Here is a 15332-nt window from a genome sequence, read left to right as displayed (position 1 = left end):
CAAATCTTGCGCCCCCAATCCGACCGATCCATGATCGAGATCAAGAGCGTCACCCGCAGCTACGGGGCGTTCAAGGCGCTCGACGACGCCTCCTTGACCATTAGGGAAGGCGAGTTCTTCTCATTGCTCGGCCCGTCCGGTTGCGGCAAGACCACGCTGCTGCGCATGATCGCTGGCTTCGACAATCCGACCAGCGGTTCGATCTCTGTCGGCGGCCAGCCGATGGAGGGCATCCCGGCCAATCGCCGGCCAACCAACATGGTGTTCCAGAGCTACGCGATCTTCCCGCATCTCAATGTCGAACAGAACGTCGCCTATGGGCTGAAGCGGCTGAAGCTGCAGGGCGGCGAGGAAAAGCGCCGGGTCGAGGAGGCGCTGGCGCAGGTCTCGCTGACCGGCTTCGGCAAGCGCCTGGCGACAGAACTTTCCGGCGGCCAGCGACAGCGCGTCGCGCTCGCGCGCGCTCTGGTCATGCGGCCCAAGGTGCTGCTGCTCGATGAGCCATTGTCGGCGCTGGACAAGAAACTGCGCGAGCAGATGCAGGTCGAACTGCGCCGCCTGCAGCAGGCGGTCGGCATCACCTTCGTGCTCGTTACCCACGACCAGTATGAAGCGCTCGCCATGTCCGACCGCATCGCCGTGATGTTCGGCGGCCGGATCGCACAGGTCGCCTCGCCCAAGGAAATCTACCAGCGGCCGGTCACCCGCCAGGTCGCCGACTTCCTCGGCGGCATGAATTTCGTCAAGGCTCGGATCGTCGAGGAGAACGGCGCGTCGCTGGTTGTCGACACGCTTGGCTTCGGCCGGATCAAGACCGACAAGCCCAAGGCTTTTGTCCGCAATGGCGGCGGCGCCACGCTCGGCATCAGGCCGGAGCGCCTACGCGTGCTGTGGGACAATGCGACAGCGAAGTTCGAGGTTGCCGGCAAGGTGGTCGAACGCCACTATTTCGGCGAGATCACCCATCTGATCGTCGAGATACCGGGACTGGAAAAGCCGCTATCGGTGACCGAAACCAACGATTTCGGTGCCGATGACATCCCGGTCGGAACCTCGATCCGCCTCGCCTACGATCCCGAGGCCTTGGTGGCGATGGCCGATTGAAGCTCGGCGGTGATTCTTCGCGCGGCAATGCGCCCGGCAACGATCGCGCCTTCGACATAGCCGGGAAATGACGGCGACAGTTCCGACGACGCAAAATACACCGGCGGCGCGCCGGCCAGGATGGTACGCTCGGCGTCGGTCGCATCCACGTCGACGATGAGGTCGCTGTAGCCGCCAACGCTGCCATTGTCGTCGAACCAGTATCGGACGGCAAAGCCGAGCCATTTCGCAGCATCTGGACCGAGAGCCGCAGCGAGACGCGCCGCAATTCTGGTGCGGAGGCCTTCCTGCCCAAAGCCGCGCCATTCGATGGCTGATGGACCGCCAATGAAAACCACCAGCGCCGGATGATCGTCATCCTTGCTGGCGTCGCAGGCGAACAAACCTGGCTGGTCGCGCCACATCACCATTCCGCTCAAGCCCTTGGCTCGCCAGAAGGCGGTGGGATAGCGCACCAGCATCTTGATCACCGTACCGCTCCGCCAGACACCGAGTGCTTTCTCCAAGACCGCCGGCAGTGGCGGCGAATAGTCGATCCTCGACGCCATGACTGGCGGCACGGCGACGAGCAGACAACGAGCCTTTATCGAACCCGTGCCGGCATGGATTGACACGCCATTTGCGCCTTGCTCGATGCGCGTGACATGCGCGCCAAGCCGCACCCGGACGCCCAGATCTTGAGCCAAATCCTCCGCCAGCGAATGCATCGTCTCCGCGAGAAAATATTGCAGCTCCGACACCTCGTTGGTAATACGGCGATCATTGTCGATGAGGTGCCAAAGCGGCAGCTTCTCCAGTGCTTGGCACCACAGACCTTCGATCATCGAGCGAAAGGCTGCCTTGGCGTCCTCGGGGTCGCCCTGGCGATCGAGCCAGGCGGCAACTGATAAGCCGGCGATATCGGGATCATCAGGCGCGATAGCATTCATGCGATCGCGGATCGCCATCGAGCCGACATAGGTTTGTGCCGCCTCCCCCGCGGACATCGCCGGCTGGGCGATAAATTCGCCGTCTACATAGGTCTCGACCAGCGTCTTGCCGTGCTCCTCGACCAACGCCATCAGCGCCGGCATATCCTCGCACAGGAACTGACCACCGCTGTCGACACGCTCGCCGTCGCCGATCTCCATGGACTCGACCCGCCCGCCGACGCGGTCGCCCGCTTCGAGCAACAGAAAATCTATGCCGGCTGCCTTCAGCTCAAGCGCCGCCGACAGGCCGGTGAAGCCGGCGCCGACGATGACGACATCGGTTCTTTCCTGTTCGCTCTTCAATAGCCGGCCTTGATCTTCTCGAACTCGGCGGCCATGCGCTGCTTGAGCTCCGGCGCCACAGGCTGCTGAAACAGCGTCTTGTCGAGAAACTCGTCGAGATTGTCGAAGCCGCGCTCGGCCAGCACCTTGTGGTCGATCGCTGCCATGCCGGCGCCGTTGCCATGGCCGTAGCCGAAGTTCTTGACCAGGTAGTCCGACACGTCGGGTGCGTTGACGGCGCTCAGGAATTCATAGGCTTCGTCGAGCTTGCCAGGCGCGTCCTTCATCAGCACATAACCGCACACCCAGGTCGAAATGCCTTCCTTGGTGTCGCGGTTCATGGCGATCGGCATCCCTTGCCCTTTTAGCGTCACGAAGGTCTCGTTCCAGCCCCAGACGAGATCGATCTCATTGCCGATAAACGCCTGGTTGAGGTCGGTGTCGTCGGTCCAGTAGAAGCGGATATTCTTGTGCACATCGCGCAGGAAGGCGGATGCCTCTTGGAACTGCGCATCGGTCATCTTGGTCCAGTCCTTGAGGCCGATCACCAGGCTTGCCAGCGCGTAGGCGTCATCGACATTGTCGCCGATGGTGACGCGGCCCTTGAACTTGGGATCGGCGAAGACCTTCAGCGACTGCGCCTGTTCTGTCGTCACCTTGTCGGTGCGGTAGAGCAGCGAGGTGTTGCCCCAGTCGAACGGCATGAACCAGGCCTTGCCGTCGGCGGTGACGGCGAGATCCTTCATCGCCATGATGCCGGGATTGAGATCCTTCCAGCCTGATATCCTGGACGTGTCGAGCGGCTGCAACATGCCGGCCTCGCGCCATTTGACCACGCTTTGCGAACAGGGATGGGCGATGTCGGCCTTGAAGCCGGCGCGCATCTTCTCGAACGCTTCATCCTCGTCGCCGAAGAAGGCGAAGGTCGGCTCGGCGCCATATTTGGCGGTGTAGGCCGGATGCAGCAACGGATCTTCATAGCCCGACCAGTCGAACACCACGAGGTCGCCGCCGCCCTCGGCGAAGGCATGGACCACGCCGACGCCGATCATGCATGCGGCGGCAAGGGCAAGGCGGCGTAGCATCGATTTCATGGCTGAGAATTCCCCCGGTCGCGAAAACGTCACCGCAAAGTTAGGAGAATTCCCAGACTTTTGCGAGCCCTGCCGCTCGATCGACGCGCAGGCGGGACACCCAGAAAGGGGCTAGTAACCGGCTTTGATCTTCTCGAACTCGGCGATCATCTTGAGCTTGAGGTCCGACGGTACCGGCGATTGGAACAGCGTCTTGTCGACGAATTTCTGCACATCGTCATAGCCCTTTTCCTTCAGCACCGCCTGGTCGACGCCGGCCATGCCCCTGGCGTTGGCCTGGCCATAGCCCCAATCCTTGACCAGCACCTTGGCCGTCTCCGGATCGTTGACCGCGTTCAGATAATCATAGGCTTTGTCGACGTTTCCGGGCACGTCCTTGAACAGCACATAGCCGCAGACCCAGGTCGAGATGCCTTCGTCGGTGTCCTTCTTCGCCATGATCGGCACGCCGGCTGCCACCGACTGCACGGTTGCGTCATTCCAGGCCCAGGCGAGGTCGACCTCGCCGCCGCTCAACAGCTGAACGACATCGGTGGTGTCGGTCCAGTAGGAGCGGACGTTCTTGTGCACCTGGCGCAGGAAATCCGACGCCTGCTTGAACTGCTCGTCGGTCATCTTGTTCCAGTCCCCGAGGCCGATGGCGAGGCTGGCCAGCGCATAGGCGTCGTCGACATTGTCGCCGATCGATACCTTGCCCTTGAATTTGGGATCGGCAAAAGCCTTCAGCGATTGCACGTCCTTGGCGTCGATCTTGGAGGTATTGTAGGTGAGCTGGGTATTGCCCCAGTCCCAGGGCATGAACCACGCCTTGCCATCCGGCGTGGTGGCAAGATCCTTCATCGCCATGATGCCGGGATTGAGATCTTTCCAGCCCGTGATCTTCGACGTGTCGAGCGGCTGGAGCAGGCCCGCTTCGCGCCATTTAACCACGCTCTGCGAGCAGGGATGGCCGAGATCGGCCTTGAAGCCGGAGCGCACCTTTTCGAACGCCTCGTCCTCGTCGCCGAAGAAGGCGAAGGTCGGCGAGTCGCCGTTCTTCTCGACATATTTCGGATGGAAGCTGGGGTCCTCGTAGCCGGACCAGTCGAACACGATCAGGTCCTTGTCGGCTGCGACCGCAAGTGCCGCGGCCGATGCCGCCAGCGTTCCAGCCAGCGCCAAGGTCAATGTCAGCCGTCGAGCCAATGTCTTCATTGCTGTTCCATCCTCCGTGTTCTGATTTTCTTATGGTTTCGTCGCGTCCTTCAGCGGGTAGTGTTTCGGGAATGCCGCCGACAGGAATTCATTGGCCGCTTGCAAGGCGGTCTCGCGGGTGGTGTCCTCGGTCCCCATCATCAGCCGCAGCCATAGCCCTTCGAGCATGGCGCTGAGCGCCAGGGCCATGACCTGCGGCTCATAGGCATAGTCGCCGCTCTGCTTGAGTGTCACGCACAGGTCGATGAAGATGGTCTGATAGACGGCGTCGCGGGCGCTGCTCAGCGCCTGATAGGTCGGCCGCGACTTGGCCTCGCCCCAGAACGCGCACCATGCGGCCAGCTTGCGCTTGTTACAGATCGAACGGTCGAAATCGGCGGAGACCAGAGCGTGAAGCTGATGGGCGGGGTCATCGCCTGCCTTCTGCAAGGCATTGCGCCAATGCGCCGAGTACTCGTCATACATATGCTGCAAGGTCGCGATCAGCAGCTTTTCCTTGCTCTCGAAATGGAAATTGACGATGCCGCGCGACAGGCCGGCGCCGTCGGCGACATCGGCCATCGTCGTTTCCGAATAGCCGCGCTTGGCCAGGGAATCGATTGTCGCTTCGATGAGCTGAAGCTGCCTGACCTCCTTCGAGGCCTTGCGTCCGCGCTTTTCAGCCTCGCTTTTCCGCACCGAATCAAGGAGGGCTTCCCTGGCGACTGCTGTCTTCATGGGTCCGATGGTCTCCAGCATCGCCGGCTATCCAACCGGCTTTCGACCGCGAAGATGAGTGGGACGGTGCTCACCACTGTCAAGCATCTTCTGCATCGCTTCCCAGGTTCGTATGTTGTTGTCGACATAGACTGCGGCCGCTATCTGCCGTTTCGATCATCGGATGTCGTCCTCGTCAGCCGATTTCAGAACTTTAGAACGCCGGCAAAGCGTAACGCATGGCAGCGAAAACGCAATATCATTTGTTGAACATTCATTCAGTACGGCTGGACAGAATGGCTACCCTCGTGCCAAATTCCGCGCATTCGGGAACAGATCACGCAAAAATGAGCGCGGGTCGCACACGAGAACTGGGCCAAAATGAAAGCTTGGGATGCGATCATCATCGGCGGCGGACATAACGGCCTCGTCAACGCCTGCTACCTGCAGCGCGCGGGCCTCGACGTGCTGGTAGTCGAGAAGAACGACTGGGTCGGCGGCGCCGCCACCAGCAGGGAACTGACGCCGGGCTTCCTCTACTCCAACTGCTCCTATGTCTGTTCGCTGTTCCGGCCGGAGATCATGCGCGACCTCGAACTGCCGCGCTTCGGCCTGCAGGTCATCTCCTACGAAGGCGGCGCGGTGTTCACTCGCGACGGCGACTACCTCGCCAACTACCGAGACCACGACGCGCACCGGCGCGAGTTCGCCCGCTTTTCCAAGCGCGATGCCGAAGCCTACGACCGCTACGCCCGCGACGTGACGCGACAGTGCCGCTTTATCCAGCCGCTGTTGATGCGCACTGCCCCCGATCCGACCAGCCTGCGGCCCCGCGACATCGGAGAACTGCTCTATCTCGGCAAGAAATTCGCCGATCTGTCGACTGAGGAAATAGCGCTGACGCTGCGCTTCTGGACCATGTCGATCTCCGAGTTTCTCGACGAGTATTTCGAGACCGATGTCATCAAGGCGAACTTCGCTTTGTCTGGCATCATCGGAACCGCACTCGGGCCGATGTCACCGGGCACGGCTTACGTGCTGCTGCACCACTATATGGGCGAGGTCGACGGTTCTGTCGGCGCCTGGGGCTATGCGCGCGGCGGCATGGGCGCGGTGACCAAGGCACTGGCCGCGTCGTTCAAGGCGTCCGGCGGAACCATCCGCACCGGCGCCGAGGTCGACCATGTGCTCGTCCAGCGCGGCAAGGCCAGGGGCGTCGTGCTGGCCGGCGGCGAGGAGATTTACGGCAAGCTCGTCGTCTCCAACGCCGACGTCAAGCGCACCTTCCTGAAACTGGTCGAGGAAAAGGAACTGCCCGACATTTTCCTGCGCCGGGTCAGGAACTTCAAGATCCGCGGTTCCTCCGGCAAGGTCAACATCGCGCTCGATTCGCTGCCGGAATTCCCGGCGCTGCCGAAGGACTCGCCGGTCTATCGCGGTGACATGCATTTCACCGATTCGATGGAGCGCATGGAGCGCGCCTATGACGACTGGAAGGACGGCCGCTGGTCGGCCGATCCGTTCCTCGACATGGTCATCCCGACGACACTCGACCCAACCATGGCGCCGCCCGGCAAGCATTTCATGAGCTGCTTCGTGCAATACGCGCCGCCAAAGGTGAACGGCCGCGAATGGACAGATGCCGACCGCGACGGTTTCGCCGAAAGCGTGATTTCGCAGATCGCTGAATACTCGCCTGGCTTTCGCGACCGCATCGTCCACATGGAGGTGCGTACGCCGCGCGAGATCGAAGCGGAAGTCGGCCTCACCGAGGGCAACATCTTCCAGGGCGAACTGACCTTCGACCAACTGCTGTTCAACCGGCCGGTGCCGGGCTACGCGCAGTACCGTTCGCCGCTCAGTGGGCTCTATATGTGCGGTTCCTCGACCCATCCTGGCGGCGGCGTCATGGGCGCGCCCGGCCGCAATGCGGCGGCGGAAATCCTGCGCGATCTTGCCAAATCGACCTCCCACATGAGCCCGGCCCATGACGTCATTTGATGCAATCGTCATTGGCGGTGGCCACAACGGCCTCATCGCCGCTGCCACGCTGGCGAAAGCCGGCCGCAAGGTGCTCGTGCTGGAAGCTGGAAGCGAGGTCGGCGGCGCCGCACGCACCGAGGAATTCGCACCGGGCTTTCGGGTCTCTTCGATCGCCCATCTGCTGAACCGGCTGCATCCCGATGTGGTGAAGACGCTGGAGTTGGAAATGCACGGGCTGCGGGTCGCCCGCACCGATTTCATGCCGTCGGTGGCGCTGTCGAAGGACGGCCCGTCGCTTGTCCTGCATGGCGCGTATGGCGAGGTGCTGACCGGCGCCAGTCCCTCCGAGCAATCGGCCTGGAAGGACCTGCGCGCCCAGTTGCTGCGCTATGCCGGCATATTGAAACCGTTCCTCTCCCGCCGGCCGCCCGATCTCGCCGGCATGTCGCTGATCGAGACCGCTTCACTCGGCCAGACCGCGCTGGCGCTGAAAAAGCTCGGCAAGGAAGACATGCGCGACTTCCTGCGCGTGCTGCTGATGAACGTCGCCGACCTGCTCGACGAGCAGCTTGCCGATGTCAGGCTGAAAGGCCTGCTCGCCTTCGATGCGACGCTTGGCAGTCACCTCGGCCCGCGCTCGCCGACCTCATTGCTCGGCCTTTACTATCGCCTCGCCGGCGAGGCTGGCGGTACAGCCGGCGCGCAGGTCCTGCCGCAAGGTGGCATGGGCGCGGTTATCGTCGCCATCCGTGCCTCCGCGGAGAAGGCTGGCGTCGAAATCCGCACATCGGCGCCCGTAGCAAAAATCATCGTCGAGAAAGGTCGCGCCGTCGGTGTCGCGCTCGAAAATGGCGAGGTGCTGCGCGCGAGAACGATCGTCTCCGCCATCAATCCGGCCACCACCTTCCTCGACCTTGTCGGACCGCGCGAGATCGACACCGGCTTCGTCCGCAAGGTGAAGAACATCCGCATGAAGGGCGATGCAGCCAAGCTCAATCTGGCACTCGACCGGCCGCCGCAATTCAGCGGCGTCGATGCCGCCGGCCGCAAGGGCCGGCTGGTTATCGCCCCCTCGCCCGATCACGTCGAGCGCGCCTTCAATCCCTCCAAATATGGCGAGTTCTCGCCCGAGCCGGTGATGGAGATCACGCTACCCAGCGTGGCTGACCCATCGCTCGCGCCCAACGGCGCCTGCGTGCTGTCCGCGGTGGTTCAATATGCGCCCTATGCGCTGAAGGAGGGCTGGGCTTCCGGCAAGCCGAAATTCCTCAAGGCGATCATGACGCAGCTCGAGTCTCACGCGCCTGGTATCGGCAAGAGTGTGGTCCATGCCGAGCTTCTGACGCCGGCCGACATCGAGATACGCTACCGCATGCCGGGCGGCCACTGGCATCACGGCGAATTGCAGGCCGACCAGATGCTGGTCTCGCGCCCCATGTCCGGCTGGTCCGGCTACGATACGCCGGTCGAAGGGCTGTTCCTGGCCGGCGCCGGCTCGCATCCCGGCGGCGGCGTTTCCGGCGCTCCTGGCCTCAACGCCGCGCGGCGAATCATTGCGATGAAGGGATAGGCCATGGCTCAGGCAAACAGAAAGAAGCCCATGGCAAAGACAGCCGGTGCAGCCGCTTCCGATCGAGCAGCCGCACAGGCTCATTTCCGCACGCTGCGTCTGGGCACGCCGTTCCAGCCGCGCATCGATGCGCTGGCCAGAACCCAGGACTGGTACAATTGGGCCGGCTACCGCGCCCCGCATTCGCTGTGGGACGAGGAGCTCGAATATTTCGCCATCCGCAGCCAGGCGGCGCTGTTCGACATTTCGCCGATGACCAAATATCGGATCGAGGGTCCGGACGCCGAAGCCTTGCTCGATCGTGTCACGCTGCGCGACGTCACCAAGCTCAAGCCCGGCCGCGTCCACTACACCGCCTGGTGCGACGATGAGGGCTTTGTCCTCGACGACGGCACGCTGTTTAGGCTGTCGCCGACCCACTTCCGCCTCTGTTCGCAGGAGCGGCACCTGCCCTGGCTGCTCGACAGCGCCATTGGATTCAACGTCACAATCAAGGAAGAAACCGAGGCCGTCGCTGGCCTCGCTTTGCAAGGCCCGACCTCCTTTGCCGTGTTGCGCGATGCCGGCTTCGCCGGCGTCGAGCGGTTGAAAATATTCGACCTCGCCGACTTCCCGCATGATGGCGGTGCCGTCAGCATTTCGCGCACCGGCTTCACCGGCGATCTCGGTTACGAACTGTTCGTGCCGAACGGCAAAGCGCTGAGCCTGTGGGACCGGTTGATGATTGCGGGCGAACCGCGCGGCATCCGCGCTATCGGTTACACCGCGCTCAACCGCGCGCGTCTCGAGGCCGGGCTGATCGTTGCCAACACGGATTTCACCACAGCCGAGCACGCCATCCGCACAGACCGCTTGCGCATGCCCGACGAGATCGGGCTTGGCTTCATGATTGATCTGGAAAAGGGCCATTTCAACGGCCGCCGCGCCATCCTCGAGGCGAGAGCGAAACGCAAGCTGCGCAATGTGCTGGTCGGGCTGGAGATCGAAGGCAACATCCCGGCCGAACAAGCCATCGTCTACCACAAGAAGGCTCGGGAGGTCGGCCTAGTCAGCGCCGCCATGTGGTCGCCGATGGCCAAGCGCAACATCGCCATCGCCTCGCTGGCGCGGCCATATGGTGATACCATGGTCGAGGATCTCTGGGTTGAGATTTACGCCATGCGCGAGCTGCGGTATCAGAAGCTGATGAAGCGAGCCAAGGTGGTGGCGCGGCCGTTCGTCAAGCTCGACCGCCGCACTGCCAACCCGCCGGCGGACTTCTGCTCATGACCGACGAAGCCGACAAGCTGGATGGAGACGGGGAAGCAGCCGAACAGTGGGAGCTGGTCAACACGCCGCTCGGCGAAAAATGGTCAGGCCGCACGCGCTATGCCGCGGCCATGTTTTTCTACAAGCGCGACGAGATGAACGCCGAGACGCTCGAAGTCTACCGCATCTGCGCACGGCTCGATTCGGAAGATCCGCTGCCGATCATCCGCGTTCGCGGCGTCGGCAGGGACTGGCTTAAGCGCATGGGCTTCCAATAGGTCGTCCTAACCTATCGTTTTTTCCAGCATGTTGAGCCAGTTGCGATAGGCGATCTTCTCGATCAGCGCGCGGCCGAAGCCACGCGCGGCCAATGCATCGAGCAGCTTCGGCAGGCCGGCAACGTCGCCGATCACGGCCGGGATCATGGCGCCGTCGAAATCGGAGCCGAGGCCGACGCCATCTTCCCCCAGTGCCTGCAGCAGGGAATCGACGTGGCGCACCATGATGTCGAGGCTGGTGTCGGCATTCATGCGCCCGTCCTCGCGCAAGAAGCCGGTGGCGAAATTCAGCCCGACCATGCCGCCGGACTCACGGATCGCGCCGAGCTGCCAGTCGGTGAGATTGCGCGAATGACCGCAGATCGCATGCACGTTGGAATGGGTGGCGACCAGCGGCGCATCGCTGAGCGCGGCGACATCGCGAAAACCCTTCTCGTTGAGATGCGACAGGTCGATCATGATCTTCAGCTGGTTGCAGGCCTTGACCAGCGCCTTGCCGGCATCGGTCAGGCCGGGCCCGGTGTCGGGCGAGGACGGAAAGCGGAACGGCACGCCGTGACCGAAGGCATTGGGCCGGCTCCAGACGATGCCGAGCGAGCGCAGGCCGGCGGCGTGCAACACGTCGAGCATGGTGAGTTCGGGATCGATCGCCTCGACCCCTTCGATGTGGAACACCGCCGCGATCGAGCCTTGCGCCATGGCGTTGCGCACGTCGCCGGCGCTGCGGCAGACGGTGAGCGCTCCGGCCCGTTCCAGCCGGAATAGGATCGAGGCCATCGCAATCGTCGAGGTCAGCGCGTCATTGCGCGGAACCTCGGGCGGCAGCGGCTCGGCATGGCTCGGCGCCAAGGGCACGGCGCTGCGCCTGGATTTCTCGACAGGCGGCGGAAAGACGGCGAACATCCCGCCGGCAAAGCCACCGGCCTTGGCACGCGGCAGGTCGATATGGCCGCCCGATTTCCCCTCTATGAACAGCTTTTCGACGTCGGTGTCTTTCGACTGATAGAGTCTGAGCAACGTATCGTTGTGGCCGTCGAAGACGGGAACGAGGTCGGTTTCGGTCATGGGGGGATCATTCGATTCGTTTGTCGGCAAGGTGGCTGCGATAGATCATATCTACTTAGGCAGGATGCGCCACCCGGGCAAATGCCAAAGCCACCCCGGTGAGACCGCAGCCGCCTGCCGCGCCGTTTGCGAACGCCAAAATCCCTACTGCTTCAGCACGTCGGCCCATTCCTTGTGGCGGCGGAATTGGGCGTTGGCGAACGGGCAGAGCGGAATGATCTTTTTCCCCGCCGCGCGCGCATCCTCGACGGCGCGGGTGACGAGCCGAAGCCCGGCACCCTGGCCGCGAAACGCGTCTGGTACCTCTGTGTGATCGATGATGATCTGGTGCTCGCCGATCTTGGTGAAGGTCATCTCTGCTTCGGCGCCACCGGGCCCGCGAAGGACGTAGCGACCCTTGGAACCGCGATCCTCCAGTTCGATCTCAGGCAGTTGATCCGGCATCGCTATACTCCTTGGGCAGCACCGGCAAAGAGCCGCCGTGCCGCCTCGATCTCGTTTGGCCGCACCTCGTGCCCGCCTTCATGCCACTCCACTGTGACATCGGCGCCATCGGCACGCAAATAGGCTTCGAGCCGCGTCGTCAGGTTCGGCGGGCTGATCGGATCGCGCTTGCCGGCGGTCACGAGAATGTGACGGCCGGCAAGGCTGCCCTTGACCTCCGGTTCGAACGGGATCAGCGGATGCATCAGCACCGAAGCCTCGAACTGCGCCGGCGCCGCAAACACCACCGAGGCCAGGATATTGGCGCCGTTGGAGTAGCCGAGGCCGAGCACGGCCGATGGCTTCGCCGCCTCGACATGCGCCTTGACGAAGCCCGCCATCTTGGCCGTCGCCCGCGCCAGATCGTCCATGTCGTAGACGCCTTCGCCAGTGCGACGAAAGAAGCGCGCGGCACCTTGTTCCGACACATCGCCGCGCGGCGAGATGATGGTTGCCCGCGGCGCGAGATCGCGCCCCAGCGACAGAAGCTGGTTCTCATCGGCCCCCGTGCCATGGAAGACGAACAGCAGCGGACCGCCCGGCGAACCGGGCAGCAGCTTGTGGATGTACGCGTCCTTGCTCATGGTCTAGCCTTCCAGCTTCTGCAGATGCTGTTCGAGATAGGGTCGCAGGTGCTGGTGCTGCGTCGGCAGCTTCAGCGCCTCGCCGAGATGAGCGGTATCCTCATCGCGATCGAAACCCGGCTCGTTGGTGGCGACTTCGAACAGCACGCCACCCGGCGTGCGGAAATAGATTGCCCAGAAATAATCGCGATCGATCACCGGCGTCACTCCATAGCCAGTGTCCATCAACGCCTTGCGCACTTCGAGCTGCTTGGCGCGGTTCTCGACGGCGAAGGCGACATGGTGGACGGAGCCAGCGCCGAGATCGGCGAAGGCCGTGGTCGGCAGCGATTCGATATCGACGACGTCGGCGCCGTTGCCGTTCTTCACAGCGAGCCGCCTGACATTGCCTGATTTCTCGATCTCCTCGTAGCCCATGAATTTCAAAAGCTCCTCGGTAGCGCCGCCATCCTTCAGCCGGAGCGACACGGAATGGAAGCCGCGGATCGCCTCATCAACGGGGATGCCGCCTTTCGCCCATGGCGCTCTGCCGTCTGCCTTGTCCTCGACCAGCGCGAAACCGTCGCCATCGGGACCAGCAAAGGCCAGACGCTTCTCGCCGAATGCCTCTTCGCGCGACACGCCGGTGACGCCTTCATCGGCAAAACGCTTTTCCCAGTAGGCAAGCGTACCTTCGGGCACCGAATAGACCGTGGTGCCGACTTCGCCGACGCCATGACGGCCCTTGCCGATGTTGGGGAACGGGAAATAGGTCATCACCGAACCGGGCGTCCCGGACTCGTCGCCATAGTAGAGGTGGTAGACATCGGGCGCGTCGAAATTGACGGTCTTCTTGACCCGGCGCTGGCCAAGCTTTTGGGTGAAGAACTCATTGTTCTGCCGGGCATCCCTGGCCATCGATGTGACGTGATGCAGGCCCTTGATCTGGTCGAGCATTGTCTTGCTCCTTCTCTTGGTGCTTGTGCGGCCTCGCCGCTGTCCACGCCAATATGAGGATGCGAGCGCTTTGGGCAAAGACGGCAAACACAGAATGGACTGTGCTGTAAAAGTGAACAAAGGAAAGAGGTTTGTTCACCAAATGACTCGCGAGACAAACTTGCGCCGTCGCCGGAATTCGGTTCCATGAGCGGCGTTCGACCATCCAGTGACAAGGGTATCGCGAATGACTGGAAAAGCCAGGCGGCCTAACATTCTGCTGATCACATGCGACCAGTGGCGCGGCGATTGTCTGTCGGCCGCGGGCCATCCGCTTGTGAAGACGCCGAATGCCGATGCGCTCGCCGCGGAGGGAGTGCTGTTCAAGCGGCACTATGGTGGTGCTGCGCCCTGCTCGCCGGCTCGCGCGTGCCTCTACACCGGCCTCTACCAGATGAACAACCGCGTCTGCCGCAATGGGACGCCGCTCGACGCCCGTCACGGCAACATCGCGCTGCAGGCCCGCGGCCTTGGCTATGATCCGACGCTGTTCGGCTACACCGACGTGTCGCTCGATCCACGTTTGCTGGCGCCGGGCGACCCTCGGCTGCAAAGCTATGAAGGCGTGCTGCCGGGCTTTACGGTGCGCCAGTTGCTGCCTGAGCATCAGAAGCAGTGGCTGTCCTGGCTGAAGCAGCGAGGTATCGACACCAGCGCCGGATCTCCCGACATCCACCGCCCGGTGACCGACGGCAAGGCCGGTGCCGGCGTCAGCAACGCGCCGCCTATCTATTCCGAGGACGAAACGCCGGCCGCGTTCCTGACCCGCGAATTCACGCGCTGGCTCGGCGAGCAGGAGCACGCATCACCTTGGTTCGCGCATCTGTCCTTCATCAGCCCGCACCCGCCCTTCATCGTCCCGGAGCCCTACAACACGCTGTATGAACCAGCAGACGGTCCCGCCTTCCAGCGCGCGGCAAGCTGGCAGACAGAGGCGGAAAGCCATCCCTATCTCGCCTATGACCTCGGCCGGCAGAAGCAGGCCAAGTTCCGTCCCGACGCCAGTGGCATGGTGCATGACTGGAGCAATGAAGACTTTCGCCGCCTCCGCGCGATCTATTACGGCATGATCTCCGAGGTCGACGCGCAGCTCGGCCGCGTCTGGCAAGCGGTCAAGGCCGCGGGCGCGTGGGACGACACAATCATCGTGCTGACATCGGACCATGCCGAGATGATGGGCGACCATTTCATGCTGGGCAAGGGCGGCTACTTCGACGGCAGCTACCACATTCCGCTGATCATCCGCGATCCGCGTCACCGCAAGGCGGCCGGCGGCAGCGTCGATCGCTTCACCGAAGCGGTGGACCTTGTGCCGACGCTTCTCGACCTGCTCGGCGAGGATCCCGCGCCGCACCTCGACGGCCATTCGCTGAGGCCGTTCCTGGACGGCAAGAACCCTGCAGCCTGGCGCGATGCCGCGCATTGGGAGTTCGACTTCCGCTCGGTTGCCGAAGGTGAGGCCGAACGCCATTTCGGCATCGCCTCACGCCAGTGCAATCTCGCCGTCATCCGCACGAAAAGATTCAAATATGTGCATTTCGGTGGCGGCCTGCCGCCGCTGCTGTTCGATCTGGAAAGCGATCCGGGCGAACTGCACAATCTCGCGGCCTCCCCAAAGCATCTCGCCGTGCGGCTGGAGTTTGCCGAACGGCTGCTTGCCTGGCGTGCCGAACATCTCGACCAGTCGCTGGCACTGGCCGAACTCACCGAGCACGGAATTGCAGGCCGCGCCGCCGGTCTCCCTCCGCGCCTGACATGAAAAAGGTCCGCCCCGTTGCTGGGGCGGACCGTCTTCAAGACTGAAC

Annotated in this window: 14 protein-coding genes; 6 read left to right on the top strand and 8 right to left on the bottom strand. The window is 63.0% G+C overall.

What is annotated here, in order from left to right; translation table 11 throughout:
- Positions 1-30 precede the first annotated feature (30 nt).
- On the top strand, positions 31-1104 hold the full coding sequence (locus NKH03_RS01585; protein ID WP_352966829.1) for an ABC transporter ATP-binding protein: 1074 nt from the start codon (positions 31-33) through the stop codon (positions 1102-1104).
- Here NKH03_RS01585 and NKH03_RS01580 read toward each other — a convergent pair.
- The 4 genes from NKH03_RS01580 to betI form a co-directional block, all read right to left on the bottom strand.
- Complete coding sequence (locus NKH03_RS01580) at positions 1068-2378, bottom strand: flavin monoamine oxidase family protein (RefSeq protein WP_352966828.1); 1311 nt, start codon at positions 2376-2378, stop codon at positions 1068-1070. The genes NKH03_RS01585 and NKH03_RS01580 overlap by 37 nt on opposite strands.
- A complete protein-coding gene (locus NKH03_RS01575; RefSeq protein ID WP_352966826.1) occupies positions 2375-3451 on the bottom strand; it encodes an extracellular solute-binding protein in 1077 nt (358 codons plus the stop codon). Before NKH03_RS01575 ends, NKH03_RS01580 begins: the two co-directional genes overlap by 4 nt.
- 111 nt (positions 3452-3562) lie before the next feature.
- Positions 3563-4645 carry an ABC transporter substrate-binding protein gene (locus NKH03_RS01570; RefSeq protein ID WP_352966824.1) on the bottom strand — a complete coding sequence of 361 codons (1083 nt, stop codon included), beginning with the start codon at positions 4643-4645 and terminating at the stop codon, positions 3563-3565.
- 30 nt (positions 4646-4675) lie between these two features.
- Positions 4676-5383, bottom strand: coding sequence for a transcriptional regulator BetI (gene betI / locus NKH03_RS01565; RefSeq protein WP_352871842.1), 708 nt, complete (start codon positions 5381-5383; stop codon positions 4676-4678).
- A 339-nt stretch (positions 5384-5722) separates the two neighbouring features.
- Between betI and NKH03_RS01560 the strand changes: the two genes are divergently transcribed.
- Genes NKH03_RS01560 through NKH03_RS01545 form a run of 4 tightly spaced genes read left to right on the top strand, consistent with a single transcriptional unit; the run spans position 5723 to position 10420 of the window.
- Positions 5723-7342 (top strand): phytoene desaturase family protein, encoded by a 1620-nt coding sequence (locus tag NKH03_RS01560; RefSeq protein ID WP_352966822.1) that lies wholly within the window; start codon positions 5723-5725, stop codon positions 7340-7342.
- Positions 7329-8894 carry a phytoene desaturase family protein gene (locus tag NKH03_RS01555; RefSeq protein ID WP_352966821.1) on the top strand — a complete coding sequence of 522 codons (1566 nt, stop codon included), beginning with the start codon at positions 7329-7331 and terminating at the stop codon, positions 8892-8894. The genes NKH03_RS01560 and NKH03_RS01555 overlap by 14 nt, the downstream gene beginning before the upstream one ends.
- Before the next feature lie 3 nt (positions 8895-8897).
- A complete protein-coding gene (locus tag NKH03_RS01550) occupies positions 8898-10163 on the top strand; it encodes an aminomethyl transferase family protein (protein WP_502913476.1) in 1266 nt (421 codons plus the stop codon).
- The gene (locus NKH03_RS01545) at positions 10160-10420 is read left to right on the top strand and encodes a hypothetical protein (protein ID WP_352871851.1); all 261 of its coding nucleotides are present in this window, start codon (positions 10160-10162) and stop codon (positions 10418-10420) included. The genes NKH03_RS01550 and NKH03_RS01545 overlap by 4 nt, the downstream gene beginning before the upstream one ends.
- 6 nt (positions 10421-10426) lie before the next feature.
- Here the strand turns inward: NKH03_RS01545 and NKH03_RS01540 are convergent, their stop codons facing one another.
- The 4 genes from NKH03_RS01540 to NKH03_RS01525 all read right to left on the bottom strand — a co-directional run bounded on the left by NKH03_RS01540 (position 10427) and on the right by NKH03_RS01525 (position 13488).
- The gene (locus tag NKH03_RS01540; RefSeq protein ID WP_352966819.1) at positions 10427-11485 is read right to left on the bottom strand and encodes a dipeptidase; all 1059 of its coding nucleotides are present in this window, start codon (positions 11483-11485) and stop codon (positions 10427-10429) included.
- A 144-nt stretch (positions 11486-11629) separates the two neighbouring features.
- Positions 11630-11929: a GNAT family N-acetyltransferase gene (locus NKH03_RS01535; protein WP_023763762.1), complete on the bottom strand. Its 300-nt coding sequence runs from the start codon at positions 11927-11929 to the stop codon at positions 11630-11632.
- 2 nt (positions 11930-11931) lie between these two features.
- On the bottom strand, positions 11932-12552 hold the full coding sequence (locus NKH03_RS01530) for an alpha/beta hydrolase (RefSeq protein ID WP_352966818.1): 621 nt from the start codon (positions 12550-12552) through the stop codon (positions 11932-11934).
- Between the two features lie 3 nt (positions 12553-12555).
- Complete coding sequence (locus tag NKH03_RS01525) at positions 12556-13488, bottom strand: VOC family protein (RefSeq protein WP_352871857.1); 933 nt, start codon at positions 13486-13488, stop codon at positions 12556-12558.
- A 226-nt stretch (positions 13489-13714) separates the two neighbouring features.
- Here NKH03_RS01525 and NKH03_RS01520 point away from each other — a divergent pair, with 226 nt between their 5' ends.
- On the top strand, positions 13715-15286 hold the full coding sequence (locus NKH03_RS01520) for an alkaline phosphatase family protein (protein ID WP_352966816.1): 1572 nt from the start codon (positions 13715-13717) through the stop codon (positions 15284-15286).
- The last annotated feature ends 46 nt before the right edge of the window (positions 15287-15332 follow it).

Source organism: Mesorhizobium sp. M1406, assembly GCF_040317555.1.
GTDB lineage: Bacteria > Pseudomonadota > Alphaproteobacteria > Rhizobiales > Rhizobiaceae > Mesorhizobium.
The sequence above is the reverse complement of the archived record's forward strand: the minus strand, read 5'-3'. Positions and strand labels throughout refer to the sequence as shown.